The 19,563-nt window shown below is 65.4% G+C and carries 21 protein-coding genes; 10 read left to right on the forward strand and 11 right to left on the reverse strand.

Annotation, left to right across the window (positions count from 1 at the left end):
- Positions 1–6 precede the first annotated feature (6 nt).
- Positions 7–1,650 carry a fumarate hydratase gene (locus VGV41_RS10260; protein ID WP_326863716.1) on the reverse strand — a complete coding sequence of 548 codons (1,644 nt, stop codon included), beginning with the start codon at positions 1,648–1,650 and terminating at the stop codon, positions 7–9.
- Between the two features lie 604 nt (positions 1,651–2,254).
- On the opposite strand from VGV41_RS10260, the gene VGV41_RS10265 reads away from it, so the two are divergent.
- Together VGV41_RS10265 and VGV41_RS10270 are read left to right on the forward strand one after the other, a co-directional pair.
- Positions 2,255–2,584, forward strand: a complete 330-nt coding sequence (locus VGV41_RS10265; protein ID WP_326863717.1) for a helix-turn-helix transcriptional regulator — start codon at positions 2,255–2,257, stop codon at positions 2,582–2,584.
- A gap of 44 nt (positions 2,585–2,628) precedes the next feature.
- Complete coding sequence (locus VGV41_RS10270) at positions 2,629–3,552, forward strand: reverse transcriptase family protein (protein ID WP_326863718.1); 924 nt, start codon at positions 2,629–2,631, stop codon at positions 3,550–3,552.
- Positions 3,553–3,864: 312 nt separating this feature from the next.
- Here VGV41_RS10270 and VGV41_RS10275 read toward each other — a convergent pair whose 3' ends face one another.
- From VGV41_RS10275 to VGV41_RS10290, 4 genes are all read right to left on the reverse strand, one after another.
- The gene (locus tag VGV41_RS10275; RefSeq protein WP_326863719.1) at positions 3,865–4,158 is read right to left on the reverse strand and encodes a helix-turn-helix transcriptional regulator; all 294 of its coding nucleotides are present in this window, start codon (positions 4,156–4,158) and stop codon (positions 3,865–3,867) included.
- A complete protein-coding gene (locus VGV41_RS10280) occupies positions 4,155–4,478 on the reverse strand; it encodes a type II toxin-antitoxin system RelE/ParE family toxin (protein WP_326863720.1) in 324 nt (107 codons plus the stop codon). The genes VGV41_RS10275 and VGV41_RS10280 overlap by 4 nt, the downstream gene beginning before the upstream one ends.
- A gap of 60 nt (positions 4,479–4,538) precedes the next feature.
- The gene (locus VGV41_RS10285) at positions 4,539–4,856 is read right to left on the reverse strand and encodes a helix-turn-helix transcriptional regulator (protein ID WP_326863721.1); all 318 of its coding nucleotides are present in this window, start codon (positions 4,854–4,856) and stop codon (positions 4,539–4,541) included.
- Between the two features lie 978 nt (positions 4,857–5,834).
- Complete coding sequence (locus tag VGV41_RS10290) at positions 5,835–6,782, reverse strand: DUF5996 family protein (RefSeq protein ID WP_326863722.1); 948 nt, start codon at positions 6,780–6,782, stop codon at positions 5,835–5,837.
- 114 nt (positions 6,783–6,896) lie between these two features.
- On the opposite strand from VGV41_RS10290, the gene VGV41_RS10295 reads away from it, so the two are divergent.
- From VGV41_RS10295 to VGV41_RS10320, 6 genes are all read left to right on the forward strand, one after another.
- Positions 6,897–7,832, forward strand: coding sequence for a lactate/malate family dehydrogenase (locus tag VGV41_RS10295; protein ID WP_326863723.1), 936 nt, complete (start codon positions 6,897–6,899; stop codon positions 7,830–7,832).
- Positions 7,829–9,268: an MFS transporter gene (locus tag VGV41_RS10300; RefSeq protein WP_326863724.1), complete on the forward strand. Its 1,440-nt coding sequence runs from the start codon at positions 7,829–7,831 to the stop codon at positions 9,266–9,268. Before VGV41_RS10295 ends, VGV41_RS10300 begins: the two co-directional genes overlap by 4 nt.
- 77 nt (positions 9,269–9,345) lie before the next feature.
- Positions 9,346–9,819: an SET domain-containing protein gene (locus VGV41_RS10305; RefSeq protein WP_326863725.1), complete on the forward strand. Its 474-nt coding sequence runs from the start codon at positions 9,346–9,348 to the stop codon at positions 9,817–9,819.
- Between the two features lie 5 nt (positions 9,820–9,824).
- Positions 9,825–10,220 carry an SET domain-containing protein gene (locus tag VGV41_RS10310; protein ID WP_326863726.1) on the forward strand — a complete coding sequence of 132 codons (396 nt, stop codon included), beginning with the start codon at positions 9,825–9,827 and terminating at the stop codon, positions 10,218–10,220.
- A 64-nt stretch (positions 10,221–10,284) separates the two neighbouring features.
- Positions 10,285–11,226 carry a DMT family transporter gene (locus VGV41_RS10315; RefSeq protein ID WP_326863727.1) on the forward strand — a complete coding sequence of 314 codons (942 nt, stop codon included), beginning with the start codon at positions 10,285–10,287 and terminating at the stop codon, positions 11,224–11,226.
- Positions 11,223–11,699, forward strand: coding sequence for a cupin domain-containing protein (locus tag VGV41_RS10320; RefSeq protein ID WP_326863728.1), 477 nt, complete (start codon positions 11,223–11,225; stop codon positions 11,697–11,699). The genes VGV41_RS10315 and VGV41_RS10320 overlap by 4 nt, the downstream gene beginning before the upstream one ends.
- On the opposite strand, the gene VGV41_RS10325 is transcribed toward VGV41_RS10320, so the two are convergent.
- From VGV41_RS10325 to VGV41_RS10340, 4 genes are all read right to left on the reverse strand, one after another.
- Entirely contained in the window at positions 11,700–12,410 is a 711-nt protein-coding gene (locus tag VGV41_RS10325; protein ID WP_326863729.1) for a glutathione S-transferase, read from the reverse strand.
- A gap of 31 nt (positions 12,411–12,441) precedes the next feature.
- A complete protein-coding gene (locus tag VGV41_RS10330; protein ID WP_326863730.1) occupies positions 12,442–13,725 on the reverse strand; it encodes a GGDEF domain-containing protein in 1,284 nt (427 codons plus the stop codon).
- A gap of 187 nt (positions 13,726–13,912) precedes the next feature.
- Entirely contained in the window at positions 13,913–14,575 is a 663-nt protein-coding gene (locus VGV41_RS10335; RefSeq protein WP_326863731.1) for a lectin, read from the reverse strand.
- A 161-nt stretch (positions 14,576–14,736) separates the two neighbouring features.
- The gene (locus tag VGV41_RS10340; protein WP_326863732.1) at positions 14,737–14,940 is read right to left on the reverse strand and encodes a cold-shock protein; all 204 of its coding nucleotides are present in this window, start codon (positions 14,938–14,940) and stop codon (positions 14,737–14,739) included.
- Between the two features lie 293 nt (positions 14,941–15,233).
- On the opposite strand from VGV41_RS10340, the gene VGV41_RS10345 reads away from it, so the two are divergent.
- The gene (locus VGV41_RS10345; protein WP_326863733.1) at positions 15,234–15,593 is read left to right on the forward strand and encodes a PilZ domain-containing protein; all 360 of its coding nucleotides are present in this window, start codon (positions 15,234–15,236) and stop codon (positions 15,591–15,593) included.
- Positions 15,594–15,600: 7 nt separating this feature from the next.
- Here VGV41_RS10345 and VGV41_RS10350 read toward each other — a convergent pair whose 3' ends face one another.
- Complete coding sequence (locus VGV41_RS10350) at positions 15,601–16,533, reverse strand: Tim44 domain-containing protein (protein ID WP_326863734.1); 933 nt, start codon at positions 16,531–16,533, stop codon at positions 15,601–15,603.
- A gap of 178 nt (positions 16,534–16,711) precedes the next feature.
- Here VGV41_RS10350 and VGV41_RS10355 point away from each other — a divergent pair, with 178 nt between their 5' ends.
- On the forward strand, positions 16,712–16,966 hold the full coding sequence (locus VGV41_RS10355) for a hypothetical protein (RefSeq protein ID WP_326863735.1): 255 nt from the start codon (positions 16,712–16,714) through the stop codon (positions 16,964–16,966).
- 4 nt (positions 16,967–16,970) lie between these two features.
- On the opposite strand, the gene cckA is transcribed toward VGV41_RS10355, so the two are convergent.
- Complete coding sequence (gene cckA / locus VGV41_RS10360; protein ID WP_326863736.1) at positions 16,971–19,550, reverse strand: cell cycle histidine kinase CckA; 2,580 nt, start codon at positions 19,548–19,550, stop codon at positions 16,971–16,973.
- Between the last annotated feature and the right edge of the window lie 13 nt (positions 19,551–19,563).

Here is a 19,563-nt window from a genome sequence, read left to right on the forward strand (position 1 = left end):
GGCCGCCTAACCCAGATTGAGTTCCTTGAAGAAGTCGTTGCCCTTGTCGTCGATGACGATGAAAGCGGGGAAGTCCTCGACCTCGATGCGCCAGATCGCCTCCATGCCGAGCTCGGGATACTCCTGCACCTCGACCTTCTTGATGCAGTGCTCGGCGAGGTTGGCCGCGCTGCCGCCGATCGAGGCGAGATAGAAGCCGCCATATTTCTTGCAGGCATCGCGGACCGCCGCCGAGCGATTGCCCTTGGCCAGCATCACCATCGAGCCGCCGGCCGCCTGGAAGGCGTCGACATAAGAGTCCATGCGCCCGGCTGTGGTCGGGCCGAACGCGCCGGAGGCGTAGCCCTCCGGCGTCTTGGCCGGTCCCGCGTAATAGACCGGGTGGTCCTTGAAGTACTGCGGCAGCCCCTGCCCGCTTTCGAGCCGCTCGCGCAGCTTGGCGTGCGCCAGGTCGCGGGCGACGATGATGGTGCCGGTCAACGACAGCCGCGTCTTCACCGGATACTTCGTGAGCTGCGCCAGGATCTCCGTCATCGGCTGGCGCAGGTCGACCTTGACCACCTCGCCGCCGAGCGCGCCCTCGTCGACGTCCGGCAAGTACTGCGCCGGATGATGCTCGAGCTCCTCGAGATAGACGCCGTCGCGGGTGATCTTGCCGAGCGCCTGGCGGTCGGCCGAGCACGACACGCCGAGCCCGATCGGCAGCGACGCGCCGTGTCGCGGCAAACGGATAACGCGCACGTCGTGGCAGAAATACTTGCCGCCGAACTGCGCGCCGACGCCGGTCGCCTGCGTCATCTTCAGGACTTCCTGCTCCATCGCCAGATCGCGGAAGGCGTGGCCGTCCTCGCCGCCCGCGGTCGGCAGCTCGTCGAGATACTTGGTCGAGGCGAGCTTGACCGTCTTCAGGTTCAATTCGGCCGAGGTGCCGCCGATGACGATGGCGAGATGGTACGGCGGGCACGCCGCCGTGCCGAGGGTGAGGATCTTCTCCTTGAGAAAGGCCAGCATGCGGTCGTGCGTCAGGATCGACGGCGTCGCCTGAAAGAGAAACGTCTTGTTGGCCGAGCCGCCGCCTTTGGCGACGAACAGGAACTTGTAGGCGTCGTCGCCTTCGGCGTAGATCTCGACCTGCGCCGGCATGTTCGACTTGGTGTTGGTCTCCTCGAACATCGACAGCGGCGCGAGCTGCGAATAGCGCAGGTTCTTCTTCAGGTAGGCGTCGCGCGCACCCTCGGCGAGCGCGCCCTCGTCCGCGCCGTCGGTCCAGACGCGGCGGCCCTTCTTGCCCATGATGATGGCGGTGCCGGTGTCCTGGCACATCGGCAGCACGCCGCCGGCCGAGATGTTGGCGTTCTTGAGGAGATCGTAGGCGACGAAGCGGTCGTTCGCGGTCGCCTGCGGATCGTCGAGGATGGCGCGCAACTGCTTCAAGTGCGCCGGCCGCAGCAGGTGGTTGATGTCGATGAACGCGGCCTCGGCCAAAGCCCGGATCGCCTCGCGCGAGACGGTCACCACCTCCTCGCCCATGACCTTTTCGACCTTCACGCCGTCGGACGTGATCTTGCGGTACTTGGTCTTGTCCGGACCGAGCGGAAAGAGCGCGGTGTGGTGGTAGGGCGGCAGGGGATGGGCTGTGGGGGCGTTCATGGGGGGCACCGGAAAAGTAGAGCGGAGTTACGCACCAGTAGATCAAATACGCCCAACCGCAAAGGTGTGGACAAGTTCGCCATCAGCGAACTTTCATTGACACTAGGCGATTCGCGTCTCATACTTGTCGCGCGTTTGGTTGGACATTCATGCCTCCTAACCGGGCAGTGAAAGGTGCCCTTGGGGCTCGCAAGAGCCCTCCAACTTTGTGCCCGTCTCTCTGTGGCGACCGCCGCGAGACGACGAGCGGCGGAGTTAGAGCGAGCATCCAAGGCGCGATGCTCGCTGGGAGCTTAGAGGTCCTTCTGTTCGAGATGCTCCTTGTTCGAAGGCATCGGGGCAATTCCGCCTCGATGAACAAGGAGATGGCCAATGGTAAGTACCACTGACCCCCCAAGCGCCGAGCAGAAGTTTACCGAATTCTGGAAGACGGTCCGCGGATTTATCCGACGGATCGTTACCAGGCGGACGCTAATGACTGCAATCTTCGTCCTCGTGTGGACGGTGCGGGCAGTAAGGCTTCTGAAGCTGATGTTCGGTGGCTTCTAAGCAAATTCCCATGAACACAATCTACAGTACGACGTTATCCAGCAAAGGAAAGTCAGTGACCAAGACCGATCAAATGTACGCCCGGGCACTAAAATTGATACGGCAGTATCACCGACTTTCGCAGGTCGAGCTTGCAGACAAACTCAAATTATCAAAGTCTTTCATATCCGAACTAGAAGGCGGTCATAAGAATGCAAGCCTTGATGTTCTAGAGCGATATGCAACTTTTTTTCGAATCCCGCTGTCTTCATTGATGCTATTTGCAGAAAAAGCTGAAACTGCGGACTTTGGCGAGCGCACAAGGGCTTTTACCGCCGACAAAATTATGAAAATGCTCGAATGGCTACAAGAAACTTCAGATAATCACGCTCTAATTAAACACTGAGCAGACATGAGCCGCCGTCGCAGCAGCGACTTGAAAATAGAAGATTGCTGGCTATACGCGGTCGCCTCCCGGCCGACCTCGCACGCCGCCTTTCGACTCGCAATCTTTCGATCACGATAAAAGATCTTGAAGAACTTTCTAAAGACGCAGGCAATTTCAAACTTTTCACTATCAATGCCGGGACCGCCAAAGCTCGGGCTATCCAAGAGCCGAAGCCCAAGCTTCAGATACTACATCGCAGGGTTCATAACCTACTTTCTCGGGTATCAGTCCCAGAATATCTACATTCGGCCGTCGCGGGCAAATCATACCTTTCTAACGCTGCAAAACATTCTGCCGATGTCCCAGTTATCAAAATAGACGTAAAGAAATTTTTTGCTTCAGTCCCCCACGCCGCAATACTGAAATTTTTCGAACTGGGCATGAAATGTCGCAGAGATGTGGCTCGCATCTTGGCCGACCTGTTGACGTTCGATTCCCACCTCCCAACAGGAAGCAGCGCGAGCCCGATCATCGCATATTACGCATTTAAACCAATGTTCGATGAAATAGAGGCGCTCGCAAAATCTCTCTCGCTCGAGATGACTTGCTATGTTGACGATATGGCCCTGAGCGGACCTGCTGCTTCAAAGACAGTTTTGCACAATGTTCGGAAGATAATTGCCAAATTCGGCTTGAAGTCGCACAAGGCCCATGCGTTCGCGGCCAGCGCGCCGAAAGTAATTACAGGTGTCTGCATTACCTCGGACGGGAACAAGGTGCCCAATAAATTGCATCTGAAGATTAGAAAAGGATTTGAAGCGATTGCGGAAGCGACATCGTCCGAGGCGAAACAAAAGGCATCACTGCCGTTGATCGGCCGCCTCGAAGCAGCAGGGCAGATCGACCCCTTGTTTAAAGCCCGCGCAGCTACGCTAAGAGCAACTCTGCGTGCCGAACGTCCTGTCGCCTCGGTCAAACAAAAGTAGCCTTCGATACGGCACACCACACCTGCACTGACGCGCCCTACACCCCCCACCACCTCCACCTCCCCCACCCGCTTCTTCGCCGGCTTCACCGTGATCCGCACGTGCCTCGCCGCGCGCGGCGAGAGCCTCCATCAGCCGCTCGACTGCAGAATTGCCGGCGCGGTCGCGCATCGCCGCCGCACCATTCTGTCGTCACCGGGCATAGCCCGTCGAAGACGGGCGTGAACGCCCTTATGTCCCGGTGGCCCCGCTCAGAAGGGCACAGTGCCCGCCTGATCGGGATGGCCGGGACAAGCCCGGCCATGACAAGAACTATTTTCCGGCCTTCTTCTTCCCCTTCTTCACCGGCTCGAAGCTGATCTTCAGCCGGTGCCCCGTCGCCGCAGCGAACCGGGCGAGCGTACGCGTCGACGGCTTCGCCCGGCCGCTTTCCAGCCGCGCGATGGCACTCTGCGTCGTCTTCATGCGTTTGGCGAGTTGCGCCTGACTGAGGCCCGCCCGCGCCCGCGCCGCGATCAGCGCGAACTCCTCCTCCAGCGCGTCGTACTCGCGCCGATACGCCGGGTCCTTCATCCACTTTTTGTGCAGTGTGTCGAACTTGATCATGTCACGTCCTTCGCGCGTTGCCGCGCAATTTCGATTTCACGCGGAGGCGTCTTTTGTGTCCTTTTGACGAAAACCCGCAGGACGACCACGCGTTGACCGCTCGCAGTCACATAAATCGCCCGCGAAATCCCGTCGCGCCCGGTTATGCGCAGTTCCCAGAACTTGCTCTCGAGATGCTTGACGCTGTCTCGCGGCAGCGCCTCGAAGCCGAGGTCCTGTATGATGCTGACGAACCGCGCGAGCCGCGCCCGCATATCGTCCGGCAGCGCCGCAACCTCCGACGCCACGACCGCATTGAGAAACAGCACCGTCCAGCGCATTAATGCTATATAGCGCTAATGCGATAATGCTTCAAGCGGGCCGCGAACGTCAGGCGCCGCTCACCCCGCCACCACGTCCATCCCCCCTACCCGCCTCTTCGCCGGCTTCACCGTGATGCGCACGTCCTGGCCGAGCGCGGTCAGAAACTCCATCAGCCGTCCGACCGAGAAGTTGCCGGCGCGGTTGCGCATCAGCGCCGAGACATGCGGCTGCTTGATGCCGAGCACCGCGCCCGCCTGCGCCTGCGTCAGCCCCCGCGCCTTGACGATCTTGTAGATTTGCAGTGTGAGCTGCGCCTTCAGCAGTTCCTGCTCCGGATTGGGCAGGCCAAGATCGGCGAATACGTTACCGCGCTTGCTTGATGATTTCTTCGCCATCTGCTGTCTCTTGAGGTTTTCGGAATAATTATAGCACGCGCGCCGCTCAACTCTGTGAGCGGCAACGCTCTCCCCCTGTCGTCACCGGGCATAGCCCGTCGAAGACGGGCGTGAACGCCCTTATGTCCCGGTGGCCCCGCTCAGAGGGGCACAGCGCCGGCCTGATCGGGATGGCCGTGACAAGCCCGGCCATGACAATTGACGGGCCCAGGTCCTTTGAGGGCGCCTCCGGCGCGCACCTCAGGACGAGAGAGGTGTTGTACAAATTCTTTTACTAGGACTATTGACTCCTAGTGGACCATATGCCTATCCTCGCCCCGTCCTGCTCGCCAGGGGCGCCGTCATGGGGCGCTGTGAGGGTGGAGCAGTGGTGGGACGGAAGGCCGGAGATGCGGCCTTTCGCGCTCATCGGGCCGGAAACGGTCCGGTCGATGCGGCGCCCGCGGGCGGAGGGTACGCACCCTGCGCACTCGGGAGGCCCTGGCCAGCCGTCCGCCGGCATTATGACCGGCTGCCCGCAGTTCTACGGAACGATGGGCTGCACGCGGCGGCGACGAAGGAGCGGCGGCCACTGCTCCGGATCGGGGGCTTGAACACGGGCCCCGTCGCTTCCCGGAAGCGCGGTCCAAGGGGCCTCAAGGAGAACGCCGCACAAATAGCCCGGACGGCGCAAGCTTGTCCGGGTGCGGAGCGCCGGGAGGCGCCTTTCTCCGATCGCAAGGAGGAAGGAGACGCCTTCGCACGGTGTCTCGGGCGGTCTCGCCGACCGCTCAGGGAGCTTCGCACGCTCCCGCGTTTCCCGGCGCTCCGCTCCCCTGGTTCGGGGAGCGCGATGAGGATGGGAATGACGGCTCACCCGGGGCCGAGCAAAGAATACGGGCGATGAGTCATGCGCGCTGTTTGAAATTTGAATCGGTGAGTTACGACGCGTGAGTCGCGATCGTTCTTCACCCTCCCCTCCAGGGGAGGGTAAAGCGCTCACACCGCGCGGCACTTCCCCGGCACGCCCAGCGAACACTCGAGCGCGCTGCGGTCCCACTTCGCCAGAACGGCGGCGGCGACGTAGGTCGACTGCAGGAAGCTCAGGAGCGTCGTGTCGGGTTCGTCGCTCGCGCGCAGCGCCGCGTAAGGCAGGATGAATTCGCCGAGGTCCTTCGACCAGAATGCTTCCTTCGGCGTGACGCGCGCCTCGGCGAAGCCGGCCGGCGCCGGATAGGCGTAGGAGTAGAACGCCGCCTCGTCATAGACGCCGCCGCCGCCCGGCCAGAAGCCGGCGCTCGACACTTCGTGCGAATAGGCCTCGCGCGCGACAGTGTCCGGCAGGTGCGGCACGCCGCCGGGATGCGGCGGCGCGCTGCGCCCGGAAAAGCGCGTCACGGCGAGATCGAACGAGCCCCAGAAGAAATGCACCGGGGACACCTTGCCGAGGAAGCCGGTGCGGAAGCGTGACAGCACGTCGTTGGCCGACAACAGCGCGTGCCAGAACCGGCGCACGTAGATTTCGTCGTAGCTCGCATGCGTTAAGTCCTGCTCGAACGGGATCGGATCGGCGATCTCGTTCGGCATGGTGCGGATCTTGACGTCGATGCCGAGCTGCTCGAGCGCCGACATCGTCTCGTCGTAGAATTCCGCCACCGGCATCGGCCGCAGCATCACCTGGCGATAATGGCCGTCGCTGGTGCGGACCCACAGCACGTGGTCGATGAAGTCGAAGTCGATCTGGAACGAGCGGCCGCGGTCGGGGATCGGCGAGGTGGTGAGCCCGCGCGCGGTGATGTAGAGCGGCACGTGCCAGGAATGGTTCTGCCACGGCGTCAGCGCCAGGCGGATCTTGCCGACGATCTGCGTCATCAGATGCAGCGTCGAGCGCGTGTCGCGCCAGGCGTCGGCGGCGAGCTCCGGCCAGCGGTCGGGATTGGCGGTCATCGCGGGCACCTCCGCAGAGCATCATGGCGGGCGCGCGCACGGCGGACAATGGGCTCGCCTCGAAGGAACACCGCCTCACCTTGAGGGTTCATCGTGCACCACCGGAGGCCTTCCATGAAACTCGGCATCATCGGCGCGGGCAAGGTCGGCTGCGCCTGCGCGCTCACCGCCGTCAATCGCGGCACCGCGCGCGAGATCGTCCTCGTCAACCGCACGCGCAAGACGGCGGCCGCGGTGGCGACCGACATCCGCTACGGCCTGCCGCTGTCGCCGCGCGCCGACATCCGCGATGGCGACGATGCCGACCTCGCCGGCTGCGGCGTCGTCATGATCACCTCCGGCATCAACGAGAAGACCGGCGGGGCCACCGACCGCAACGACAGTGAGGGCCGGCTCAGGCTGCTCGACAAGAACGCGGCGATCTACCGCCACATCGTCCCGCGCATCGTCAAGGCGGCGCCCGAGGCGGTGCTGCTCGTGGTGACCGACCCGCCGGACCCGCTCGCCGACGTCGCGCGCATGGCCGCCGGCCACACGCGCGTCATCAGCGCCGGCACCTATCTCGACTCGCAGCGCTTCCGTGTGCACCTGGCCCGGCACTTCGACGTCGACCCGGCCACCGTCGAGGCGCAGGTGCTCGGCGAGCACGGCACCTCGCAGATCTTCGCCTGGTCGACCGCGCGCATCGGCGGCGTGCCGGTCGCGGACTTGCTCAAGCGCCGCGGCGAGGACGCCAAGGCGATGCACGAGACACTCGAGAAAGACGTGCGCTACGCCAACATCACCATCATCGAGGGCAACGACGCCAGCCAGTACGGCATCGCCATCGTCGCCTGCCGCATCGCCGAGATGATCCTCCGCGACGAGCGCGCCGCCATCCCGATCGGCAGCTATCACGAGCACTACGGCGTGACATTGTCGCTGCCGAGCGTCGTCGGCCGCGGCGGCATCGTCGCGGTGCTGGCGCCGGCTTTGTCGGCGGAGGAGGACGCGGCGCTCACCAGAAGCGCCGAGAGCATCGCCAAGGCGATGCAACGGGTGAAGGGATGACGGCCGCGCCGGCGGCGATCCGGACGCTGATCCCGGCGCGGCTCGACCGCCTGCCGTGGACGCGCTTCCACACCCTCATCGTCATCGGCCTCGGCGTCACCTGGGTGCTCGACGGCCTCGAAGTGACCATGATGGGCGCCGTCTCCGGCGTGCTGCAGGAACCGGCGACGCTGCACTTCACCAGCGCCGATATCGGCCTCATCGCTTCGTTCTATTTGACCGGCGCCGTGCTCGGCTCGCTGCTGTTCGGCTGGCTGACCGACCGCTTCGGCCGCAGACTGTTCTTCTTCGTCACCCTCGCGACCTATCTCGTCGGCGTCCTGCTCAGCGCCTTCTCCTGGGACTTCTGGAGCTTCGCCGTCTTCCGCTTCATCACCGGGGCCGGCATCGGCGGCGAATACGCGGCGATCAACTCCGCCATCGACGAACTGATCCCGGCCCGCGTGCGCGGCCGCGTCGATATCATGATCAACGGCACCTACTGGGTCGGCGCCGCGCTCGGCTCCGGCGCGACGGTGCTGCTGCTCGATCCCGCGCTCCTGCCAGTCGACCTCGGCTGGCGGCTCGGTTTCGGCATCGGCGCCGTATTGGGCTTGGGCATCCTGCTCGTGCGCAGCTTCGTGCCGGAGAGCCCGCGCTGGCTCGTCACCCACGGCTACGAGGCCGAGGCGGAAAAGACGGTCGCCGGCATCGAGCGGCTGGTGTCGGCGGAAGCGCACCGGCGGCTCGCCCCGGTCGACGAAGACGACGCCGTCACGGTGCATCCGCACCACACCTTCGGCTTCGGCCTCATCGTGCGCACGGTGTTCGGCCGTTACTGGCGGCGCGCGCTGGTCGGCTTCTCGCTGATGGTGGCGCAGGCCTTCCTCTACAACGCCATCTTCTTCACCTACGCGCTGGTGCTGACCCGCTTCTTCCATGTCGAACCCAGCGTCACCGGGCTCTATTTGCTGCCCTTCGCCTTCGGCAATGTGCTCGGTGTCTACCTTTTGGGCAGCCTGTTCGACACCATCGGCCGCCGCCAGATGATCGCGGCGACCTACGCGCTGTCGGCGGTGCTGCTCGCGATCACCGGCTGGCTGTTCGCGATCGATGCGCTGACCGTGATGACGCTGACCGCATTGTGGACGGCGGTCTTCTTCATCGCCTCGCCGGCGGCGAGTTCGGCCTATCTCACCGTCAGCGAGATATTCCCGCTGGAAACGCGGGCTTTGGCCATCGCCTTCTTCTATTCGCTCGGCACCGGCGCCGGCGGCATCGCCGCGCCCTGGCTGTTCGGAACCCTGATCGGCACCGGCTCGCGCGTGAACCTGTTCTACGGCTATGTCGCCGCCGCCGTGCTGATGCTTGCCGCCGCCGCGATCGAAATGGTATTCGGCGTTGCCGCCGAGCGGCAGTCGCTGGAAAAGGTCGCCGAACCGTTATCGGCGCACTGAACCATCCCCTGTTTTATTTGACGGTGACGCGCACTTCTGGCATTGCGCGCGCTGCCTTTGACAACGCAAAGACGCCAATGCCCGTACGTCCCTTTCGCCTCGGCCGCTCCCGCACCGGCCTGGGGATCTTCGCCACCAGACCGATCAAGAAACGCGTCAGGCTCGCCGAGTACAAAGGCCCTCTGCTCGACGTGAAGACGGCAGAAAAGGCCGAGAACCGCGGCAACCGCTATTTGTTCGAGGTCAACAGCAAGTGGACCATCGACGGCAAAAGTCGCAGGAACATCGCCCGCTATTTCAACCACTCCTGCAATCCGAACGCGGACTCGACGATCCGCGGCAAACGCGTGTTCGTCTACACGCTGCGGGCGATCAAGCCGGGCGAGGAGATCACCTACAACTACGGCAGCGACTACCTGAAGAACGTTATCGGCAAGTCGAACTGCCAGTGCTCGCGTTGCCGCAAGCGGCGCGCCAAGCGCGCGGCCGAACTGCGCGTGGCGCGCAAGCGCAAGGCCGCTCGGGCGGCCCGGACCGGCAGCAAGCGATAGCCGGAATGCCGCAACGCAAGCCCTATCGGGTCGGCCGCTCGGCCACGGGCCTCGGCCTGTTCGCCACCGAGACGATCGAGGAGCAGGCGGAGATCGTCGAATACCTGGGCCGCCGCATCCCGACCAGGCTGGCGCAGGAGATCGACCGCCGCCGCGGCAACAAGTACCTGTTCGAGATCGACACCCGTTGGACCATCGACGGCTCCACGCGGCGCAACCTCGCCCGCTACGTCAACCACGCCTGCGACCCGAATGCCGAAGCCGTGCTCAAGGGCGACCGCATGGTCTACCGCGCGCTCGAGCGCATCCCGCCCGGCGCCGAGATCACCATCGACTACGGCGAGGAATACGTCGAACTGTACTTCAAGCGCGGCTGCCGGTGCGCCGGCTGTCGGGAGTGAACCCGCTCCTGCACCGGGCGGCATTTCGTGCTAGGCAGGGCGCCCCGCCCGAGGCCCCCTGTCCGTGACCGCCGACACCACCGCACCAGCGCCACGCCTGCGCACCGAGCATGTGCCGCTCGGCATCGTCTACATGCTCGGCGCGACGGTGATGTTCGCGGTGTCGAGCGCGGTGTCGAAGTGGCAGGTTGCCGCCTATTCCTTCGACGAGGTGCTTTTCTTCCGCGGCCTCGCCTCGCTCGCCACGGCGGCGGTGCTCATTCTGCCGCGCACCGGCCTCGCCGTGTTCCGCACGCGCCGGCTCGGCAGCCATGCCGCCCGTGGCGTGACGCAGACGGTGGCGCAGAGCTGCATCATCATCGCCTTCAGCCTGATGCCACTCGGCGGCGCGGTCGCGATCAATTTCTCCGCGCCGCTGTTCGCGACCGTGCTGGCCGCATGGTGGCTGAACGAGCGCATCGGCATGGCCCGCGGCGGCGCGCTGCTGGTCGGCTTTGCCGGCGTGGTGCTGGTCGCGGCGCCGGGCGCCGACTCCTTTCGCATCGGCGCGCTGTTCGCGCTCGCCAATGCCGTGCTCTACGGCAGCGTTACCGCGGCGGTGCGCGGCATGACATCGACCGAGTCGGCCGAAACATTGACCATGTACCAGATGGTGTTCCTGGCGCTGTTCTTCGCGCTCGGACTGCCGCTGTTCGGCTTCGTATGGCCGAGCAATGGCGACCTCGCGCCGCTCCTCGTCAACGGCGTCATCAACGCCGTCGGCCAGTACTGGTGGACCCGCTCGCTGTCGTTGGCGCCGCCCGCCGCGGTCGGGCCATTCTATTATTTCTCGCTCGTTTGGGCGCTGCTGCTCGGCTTCGTGTTCTGGCACGATATCCCGGCGCTGCCGCTGCTCGCCGGCTCGACCATCGTGGTCGGATCCGGCCTGTTCCTGCTCTGGCACGAGAACAGCCGCAAACGCCGCGCGCGAGAGAGTCTTTTGCAAGAAAAAGGAGAAAAAGGATGACACTGAAACTTCGCCGCGTGGTCACCGGGCATGACGCACAGGGGCGCTCGACGGTGCTCATCGACGAGCAGGTCACCAACCAGCATTCGCCACGGCCGGGCGCGACCTACAGCGTGATCTGGTCGACCGAAGAGCTGCCGGTGAACAATGACGGCAACGACGACCCGTCGAACAAGAAGATCCCGACCGCTATCGCCAACGGCAGCGTCTTCCGCGTCGTCAGCTTCGGTCCCGGCGTCGTGCCGCGCAACCACCGCACCGACTCGATCGACTACGCCGTGGTCATCTCCGGCGAAATCGACATGGTGATGGAAACCGGACCGGTGCGCCTGAAGGCGGGCGACGTCATGGTCCAGCGCGGCACCATCCACGACTGGGTCAACAACGGCAGCGAGCCCTGCGTCATTGCCTTCGCGCTGATCGGCGCCAAACCGGTCGCCAGCGCCGGCAAGACGCTCGCCGCGCAGGGTTGATCAGGCGTCCAACTCCGGATAGTGGCGGAAGATGCCGTCCTCGTTGAACGGGATGCGACGCTCGGACGCGAGATACTTTTTGATGCCCGGTCGCCTGGCGACGCGGTCGTGCACGTCGACGAGACCGGGCACCTTCTTCTCGATGCGCTTCATGCCTTTCGGGAAGGCGTAGCGCAGCCCTTCGACGAGCTGGAACATCGACAGGTCGACGTAGGTGCAGCGACGGCCCATCAGCCACGGCCCGCCGCTGCGCGACAGCACCGTCTCGAAATAGCCGAGATATTTCGGCGCGCGCTCGCCGAGAAACCCCTCGGCGTAGCGCTTCGCTTCCTTTTTCTGGTCCTGATAGTAAAGCCCGGTGCCGACCGGATGATGCGTGTCGTGGATTTCCTTGACGAAGTCGGTCACCGTGAGTTCGAGTTGATGCAGCCACAGCCGGTCAGCTTCACTCTTCGGCGCGAGCTTCAGCTTCGGCCCGAGATAGAAGAGGATCTCGGCGACCTGCGCGATGACGAGATTGCCGGCCTTGAGGAACGGCGGCGCATAAGGCGGCCGTTTCTCGCGCGGGCCGCGCATCATGGCCATCATGCGGTCCATGCCGCCGGACTGCCGCGCGACGTCGTCATAGCCGGCGCCTGCGTCCTCGAGCGCCAGCCGCACGAATTCGCCGCGTCCCTGAATTCCCGGCCAATAGAAGAGCTGGTAGCGCATGGGCACCTCCGTTTCGGCGCCCGGCAGTATATCAGCGCGCGATCAGGCGCACGTGGGCGTCGGAGGAAACACGGCCGTCGACGACGCGGTTCCGCCCGCCCGACTTGGCCTCATAGAGGCGCTTGTCGGCGCGCTCGAACAGCGTGTCGTAATCTGTGCCGTCGCGCGGACAGCTGGCGACGCCGATGCTGACCGTCACCTCGCGCTCGTTGCCGGCGCCGGCGTTGGCGATGCGGCGGCGGATGCGCTCGGCCATGGCATGCGCTTCCACCGGATCGACGCCCTCGGCAACGACCACGAACTCCTCACCGCCGAAGCGGTAGGTGAAGTCGGAGATGCGCGCCCCGGCCATGATGTCGAGCGCGATGCGCTTGAGCATGCGGTCGCCCTCGGCGTGGCCGAATCGGTCGTTGAAATCCTTGAAGTGGTCGATGTCGATCAGCAGCAGCGCCAGCGGGCTGGCGACCGCCGCGGCGTGCTCCACCGAGCGGCGACCGTGCGCCTCGAGCGAATGCCGGTCGAGCGCGCCCGTCAGCGCATCGCAGCCGGTGCGCGCCAGCAGATCCTCGTAGCGCTCGCGATAGGTGAGCAGGTCGAACACGTCGGAGATGCGCGGCGCGTTGCGCGCGCGCACCATCGGCCGCTCGAAGCGTTGCAGATAGAGCGCGGCGAGCACGCTGTAGATCGCGACCGCGCCCATCTTCGCCGCCCAGCCGCCGATGAGCACGTGCCATCCCGCGCCGGTCAGCATGGTCAGGCCGACGAAGAAGGCGAACTGATCGAAGGTCAGGACGAGCGCGCCCGCCACCGCCAGCCGCGGCAGCACGCGGTCGCCGAACCAGGCGCGCGTGCGCTCGTAGAGCAGGATGATGATGATGCAGTCAAAGAACAGCACCGCCGTGCCCCACACCATCAGCGCGCCCATGCGGTCGAGGAAGCCGAAGTCGGCCGTGGTGTCGATCGGCACGATGTGGTGGCGCATGACGTAGCCGAGGAGGAACAGGAGCACGTTGCCGAACAACAGGCCGTAGATCGGCTGGCGCACCACCACCGCGTCTTCGCGGATGTAGAGCAGGAGCAGCATCATCAACTTGCCGGTGAACAGCACCGTCGAGCCGGGCGACGCGAGGATGCCGAACGGCAGCGGCACGTAGAGAATGCTGGCGAGATAGGTCTCGAGGAAATGCATCACGCCAAGGGCGCAGAAGAAGGCGCCGAGGCCGATGCGTTTGCGCGCCCGCAACAGCGCGCTCAGGGCGAAGAAATAGATCAGCGCTTCGCCGATCATCAGCAGCAGATTGGTCAGTTCGGGCATTTCCAGAACGGCGCCCGACCCGAACGGGTGCCGCCTCTCCCCCTGCGTACGATCCGGCGCCGGCTTTGTATGCCTAATCGGCTACCAAGGGAAGTCAACAGGTGGCAAATCGATTCGCTGCAACGGGAAATGGTGCGCGGCCGCGACGGGGCTTCCCGCCTGCGGCCGCGCGCCGTGGTGCGTCAGGTCAATTGACGGCGAAGCAGTAGAGCAGCCCGTCGCCGCCGGTCGAGCGCAGGTCGGCCTGCGAGCAGCCGCCGTCCGGCCCGCGTGACGGATGCGACGAGTTCCAGGAATGCGAGGCCTCGTCGTCGCGCAGCCCCTCGCGGTCGTTGTGGCCGAGCATCACCGAGCCCTGCGTCGCGCTCGTGTAGTTCTTGCAGGTGTGGTCGGCGCTGTCGGCGAAGGCCGTCCCGTCCGGCCTGGAGCCGGTGAGGATGTCGTGCCGGTTCGGCTTGTCGCCGCGGCCGTTGATGACCTCGCCCTTCTCCGAGAGGTTGTTCTGCTTGGTCAGCTTGTTGTTCGCGCTGTGCAGATCGGCAACGCTGGCGGCGACGACGACGCCCTTGGCGTTGGTCCAGGGGCCCTTGCCGATGCGGTCGCGCGCGTTCACCGCGCCGGCGCCTTGCGTGGACAGATAGGCGTGCCAGGTCTTGCCGCCCGCGCCGGCCGATTGCGCGAGGCTCTGGCAGTGCGCGTCGGCGCCGGCGAGACCGCCGAGGTCCGCGCCTTTGCCCGGACCGTGGCTGGTGACGAAGAAGGTCATGCTGGATTGTTGCGCCTGCGCCGGCGTCAGAGCGAACAGCGCGAGACAGGCGGCAAGCGGCGCAGCGACACGGATATCGATCATGTGGACGTCTCCCCCGCCGCATGGCGAGGGCGAAGTGCCGGCCATCGGCTGAGAGGACGAACACCGCGGCGGTGGCGCTATTCCGGCGCCGCACGTCGCGCCGGAATCAAAAAGCCCGGCGTCTCCGCCGGGCTCCGATATCGTTCACGATACGCGCGATCTCACATCGGCTGCAAATTGCCTGCCGCCTGCTTGCCGCGCTCGGTGACGATGTCGTAGCTGACCTTCTGGCCTTCGTTCAGCGAACGCATGCCGGCGCGCTCCACTGCGGTGATGTGCACGAACACATCCTTCGAGCCGTCGTCGGGCTGAATGAAGCCGTAGCCCTTCTGGGTATTGAAGAACTTCACAGTTCCGGTAGCCATCGTAGTTCCTTTCAAGCATCTCTTCGTTGATCGCCGGGCCGAACACCGTCCCGGCGGCAACAATCCGAGTTTTGGGGGGTCACTTGAGTCGCAGCCCAAAGCCGGGAGCGTGTCAGCAAGAGAGGCCGAAAACCAGGTTGCCGGCGGGCAGATAGACGGATTTCCCGTCACGGTCAACGGAAAAGCCGCCCGGATACCGACCGCCGCAAGGCCCGTTCAGCAATTGGTAAGCGGTGCCGCCCTAGAGTTCTCCGTTTCGGCGCGTGACGTTAACCTTCGGCAGCGGACCAGCAATGCCGTCCTCCATCCAGGCCTCCTCCGGCAAGGACAAGCGCAAGAGCAGGCGCCAACCCGTGCGCTATGCGGCCCGCGTCGAGTTCAAGTCGGGGCGTACCGCGGGCTGCTTCCTCTCGGATGTTTCCGATACCGGTGCGCGGCTGGAAGTGCCCTACTCCGACAAGGTGCCGGAACGCTTCCTGTTGTGGCTCACGTCAGACGGTTCCGCCCGCCGTACCTGCCGCGTCGTGTGGCGCAAGCCAAACCAGGTTGGCGTGGCGTTCGAGCGGCGGCTGCCGGCACAGCAGCGGGAAACGCTCGAGCCGGTGAGCCCCGCCGAGGCAAAGCACGCCGTCGCCGCGGCGATGAACGAATAGCCGACTCTCAGGCTTGCTGGATCGCCGACAGTACCCAGGCGCCGCCGCGCGCGCGCACGAAGGTCCACACCTCCGTCACCTGCTCCGGCTGGCCACCCTCGACAACGCGACCGCTGCCGCGCTCGACCATGCTGTCGGTGAGCGTGAAGCGCATCGCCACGGTCGCGTATTCGCTATCGCCTTCGCGCCAGGCTTCCGACAGGTCGCCCTGCATGAGGCGCACGTCGCTGACGCGATCAACCAGGCCGCGGCTGGCGTTCTGTGACAGTTGTTCGTTGAAGTAAGACAGCATCTCCGGCGTCACCCGCGCGCGCAGCGCGCTGATGTCCTCCGCCGAATACGCCTCCTGGATGTCGCCGAGGAGCCGCTCGAAGGCGTCGTAGTCCGCCTTGTCGATGGTGATCGGCGTCGAGGCCGGCGCTGCCGCGCCCGCGCCCGCGCCGAAGCCGCCGCCGGACGGCGAGAAGCCATAGCTCGTGCCGCCGCCGCTGGCATAGGCCGACGCCGGCACGTTGCGCCGCTGCAGCCAGGCGAAGAAGAGCTTGACGGCGAAGTAGATGAGCACGAGCTGCAGGACGAGCCCGAGCACCGAGCCGAAGCCGAGCATGCCGCCGAAGAAGCCGTGTCCGAACAGCAGTCCGAACAGCCCGGCGCCGAGGAAACCGGCGGCAAGGCTGCCGAACAGGCCGCCGCCGAAGAAGCCCGGCCGATAGCCGCTGCGATAGGGCGAATTGGTGCCGGAGGCCGGCGACGTGGCGCTGCGCTGCACCGGCGATGCCGACGGCGCCGTGCGCGTCGGCGCCGGCATCGAGAACGTGCGCATCCCCCGACTGCCGCCGGAGAACCCACCGCCGGCGCGCGCATTGGCTGCGTCGCCCGAGACGAGCACCAGTGCAGTCGCAATCGCGGCGAGCGCGATCAGCCAGCGGTGACGAAGCATGGTCGTAAGTCTCCCAGCGCCGAAGCGGCGCAGACAAAATAAGCAGGGTTCCGGCCCATTGTAAGGGGGTGCTGCGGCAACCGGCACGGCGGTTTCGTCACGCAATCGTCAAGTCGCGTCAGGAACCTGTCGCCCCAGCCGGCATTTCACCGCCGACGGGATTTGGAAGGGACGCGCCATGCGAGCAATTCTCGCCATCGCCACGGTTTTGACATGGACAGGCGCTGCCTTCGCCAAACCGGAGCCGGTGCAATCGCCGCGGCTGACGCCGTCGCCGGGCGAGCTTGCCATCGCGGTAGGCGCCGCCGGGGCCATGATGGAAACCGACTACTTCAAGGCGCCGCAGGCGCAGTTCTCCGGCCACGGCGTGTTCGCCTGCCGGCTGCAGTCGGAAATGTTCTCGAAAATCCGATTGGCGCAGGCCTGCAACTGAGCCGTCACTCGGCGAGGGTCTTCTTCACTTCCGCCACGAGCTGCTTCAGCGTGAACGGCTTGGCCAGGAACGCGTACTGCTCCTGGCTCGGCAGGTTCTTCGCGAACGCCTCCTCGGCATAGCCGGAAACGAAGATCACCTTCACGTTCGGATCGCGCCGCCGCAGTTCCTTCAGCAGGCTCGGCCCATCCATTTCCGGCATCACCACGTCGGACACCACGAGGTCGACCTGCCCCTCGCGCTCCAGCACCTCGATCGCCTCGACGCCGTTGCTCGCCTCGAGCACGGTGTAACCGCGTGACGCCAGCCCGCGCGCGTTGAGCGCACGCAAGCCCTCTTCGTCCTCGACCAGCAGGATCTTGCCCTCACCGGTGAGGTCGGCGGCGGTCTTCGCCATCGTGTCGGCGGCCGACATGGCGCCGCTGACCGCAGGCGCCTCTCCAGCCGGCGTTTCCGCCGCCGTCGGCACGTGCCGCGGCAGGAAGATGCGGAAGGTCGTGCGGCCCGGCTCGCTGTCGGCATAGATGTAGCCGCCGGTCTGCTTGACGATGCCGTAGACCGTCGACAGGCCGAGCCCGGTGCCTTTGCCGACTTCCTTGGTGGTGAAGAACGGCTCGAAAATCTTTTCAATGATGTCTTGCGGAATGCCAGTGCCTGAGTCGCTCACCTCGACCAGCACGTAGTCGCCCGTCGGCATGCCCTTGGTGCCGAAGCTGCCGGAATCCTTCGCCTCGACATTGGCGGTACGCAATGTGAGCTTGCCACCGTCAAGCATCGCGTCGCGCGCATTGACCGCGAGATTCACGATCACCTGCTCGAATTGCGAAATGTCGGCCTTCACCGGCCACAGGTCGCGGCCATGCACGACCTCGAGCGCGACCTTCTCGCCGATCAGGCGCTTCAGGAGCATGCCGAGATCGCTGAGCACTTCGCTCAGATCGAGCACCTGCGGCCGCAAGGTCTGCTTGCGCGAGAACGCCAGCAGCTGCCGCACCAAAGCAGCGGCGCGGTTGGCGTTCTGCTTGATCGACATGATGTCCTTGAAGGACGGGTCGGTCGGTCGGTGCGCGTTGAGCAGGAAATCGGTCGCCATCATGATGGCGGAGAGCACGTTATTGAAATCGTGTGCGATGCCGCCGGCAAGTTGGCCGACCGTGTCCATCTTCTGCTGCTGCTGGATGCGGTTCTCCAGCGTGCGCTGCGCGGTGGTCTCCAGCGCGTAGACGATGGCCGCCTCGCCTTCGCCCTCCCCGTCGGCATCCTCGACGCCGAGCACGAAGAAGTTGGCCCAGCGCTCGGCCTGGCCCGCGAGCGCCGCTTCGACTGGCGCGATCTCGCTGCGGCCTTCCGCCGCCTGGCGAATGGCGGCTTCCAGCGCCGTGCGGTCGCGTTCGGCGACCACGTTGAGGATGGATCGGTCATCGGCCTTGAGCACGCTCTCGAAGGCGGAGGCGAAGCGCACATTGGTGCGGCCGATGCGGCCGAAGCGGTCGACCGTGGCGATCGCCATCGGCGTGTTCTGGAAGAAGCGCATGAAGCGCACCTCCGCCGCGCGCTGCGCCTCGCTGCCGCCGTCGCGCGCGCGGTTGAGCACCAGCGTGCGCGAGGCGCCCACCTGCCCGTCGGCGCCGAATGCGACCTTGTGGAATAGCCGCACCGGCACCGGTTTGCCGCCGCGCGTGCGCAGATCGAGGTCGATGACCTCCGTCTTCACTTCGCCTGGCGCGGCGGCGATCGTGGTCAGCAGCTTGGCGCCCTCGCCGGCGACGATGTCGTCGAGCTTGAGCGACCCGGCGCCGACCTGCGCGAGATCATGATCGAGCCAGGTGGCGAGGGTCGCGTTGAGATAAACGATGCTGCCGTCGCCATCGACCGAAAAGAATCCGGCCGGCGCGTGATCGAGATAGTCGATCGCGTGCTGCAACTCCTGGAACACGTTCTCGTGCCGCTCGCGTTCGCGCGTGACATCGGCGATCGACCACACCGTCATGCGGGCGTCCGCCTTCGACGTGCCGAGCGGGCGCACACGCATGCGCAGCCAGCGCGCGCTGTCACCGGAGCCGGCGAGCCGAACCTCTTCCTGCAGGCGGCGGCCTTCGCGCGCCGCCTTCAGCAGGCGGTAGACCGGTTCCGAGACGTCCGGGTCGCCGATGAAGACGCGCTCGACCGGTCGCACGTCGTCGACGCCGGCGGCGCCCGTCAGGTCGAGATAGGTGGCGTTGGCGTAGAAGACGCGGCCCGCGTGATCGGTGACGAGGATGCCTTCCGGCGAATTGTCGACCACCGCCTTGAGCAGCGGATGGCCGGCGTCGCGCCCGGCCCAGCGCAAAATCCCGGCTGCCGAGGCGAACAATGCAAACACACCGATGGTGCCGAGCACCGCCAGCAGGCCGACAATATAGGTTTCGGCATGCTCGCGGCCGACATAACCGAGACCGCCGGCCGCCGCGACCAGGAACAAGGCCACCAGCAGCACCATGGCGACCGAGCCGCCGCGCGGCGCGCTCTGGCTCTTGTCGAACGCCGGCCGCCCCGGCGCTTCGCCTTGTTCGCCGCTCTGCCCTGCCCGGTCCTGGCCTGCCATGACGCTCTTTGCG

This window comes from Pseudolabrys sp. (assembly GCF_035943735.1).
Classification (GTDB): Bacteria; Pseudomonadota; Alphaproteobacteria; order Rhizobiales; family Xanthobacteraceae; genus Pseudolabrys.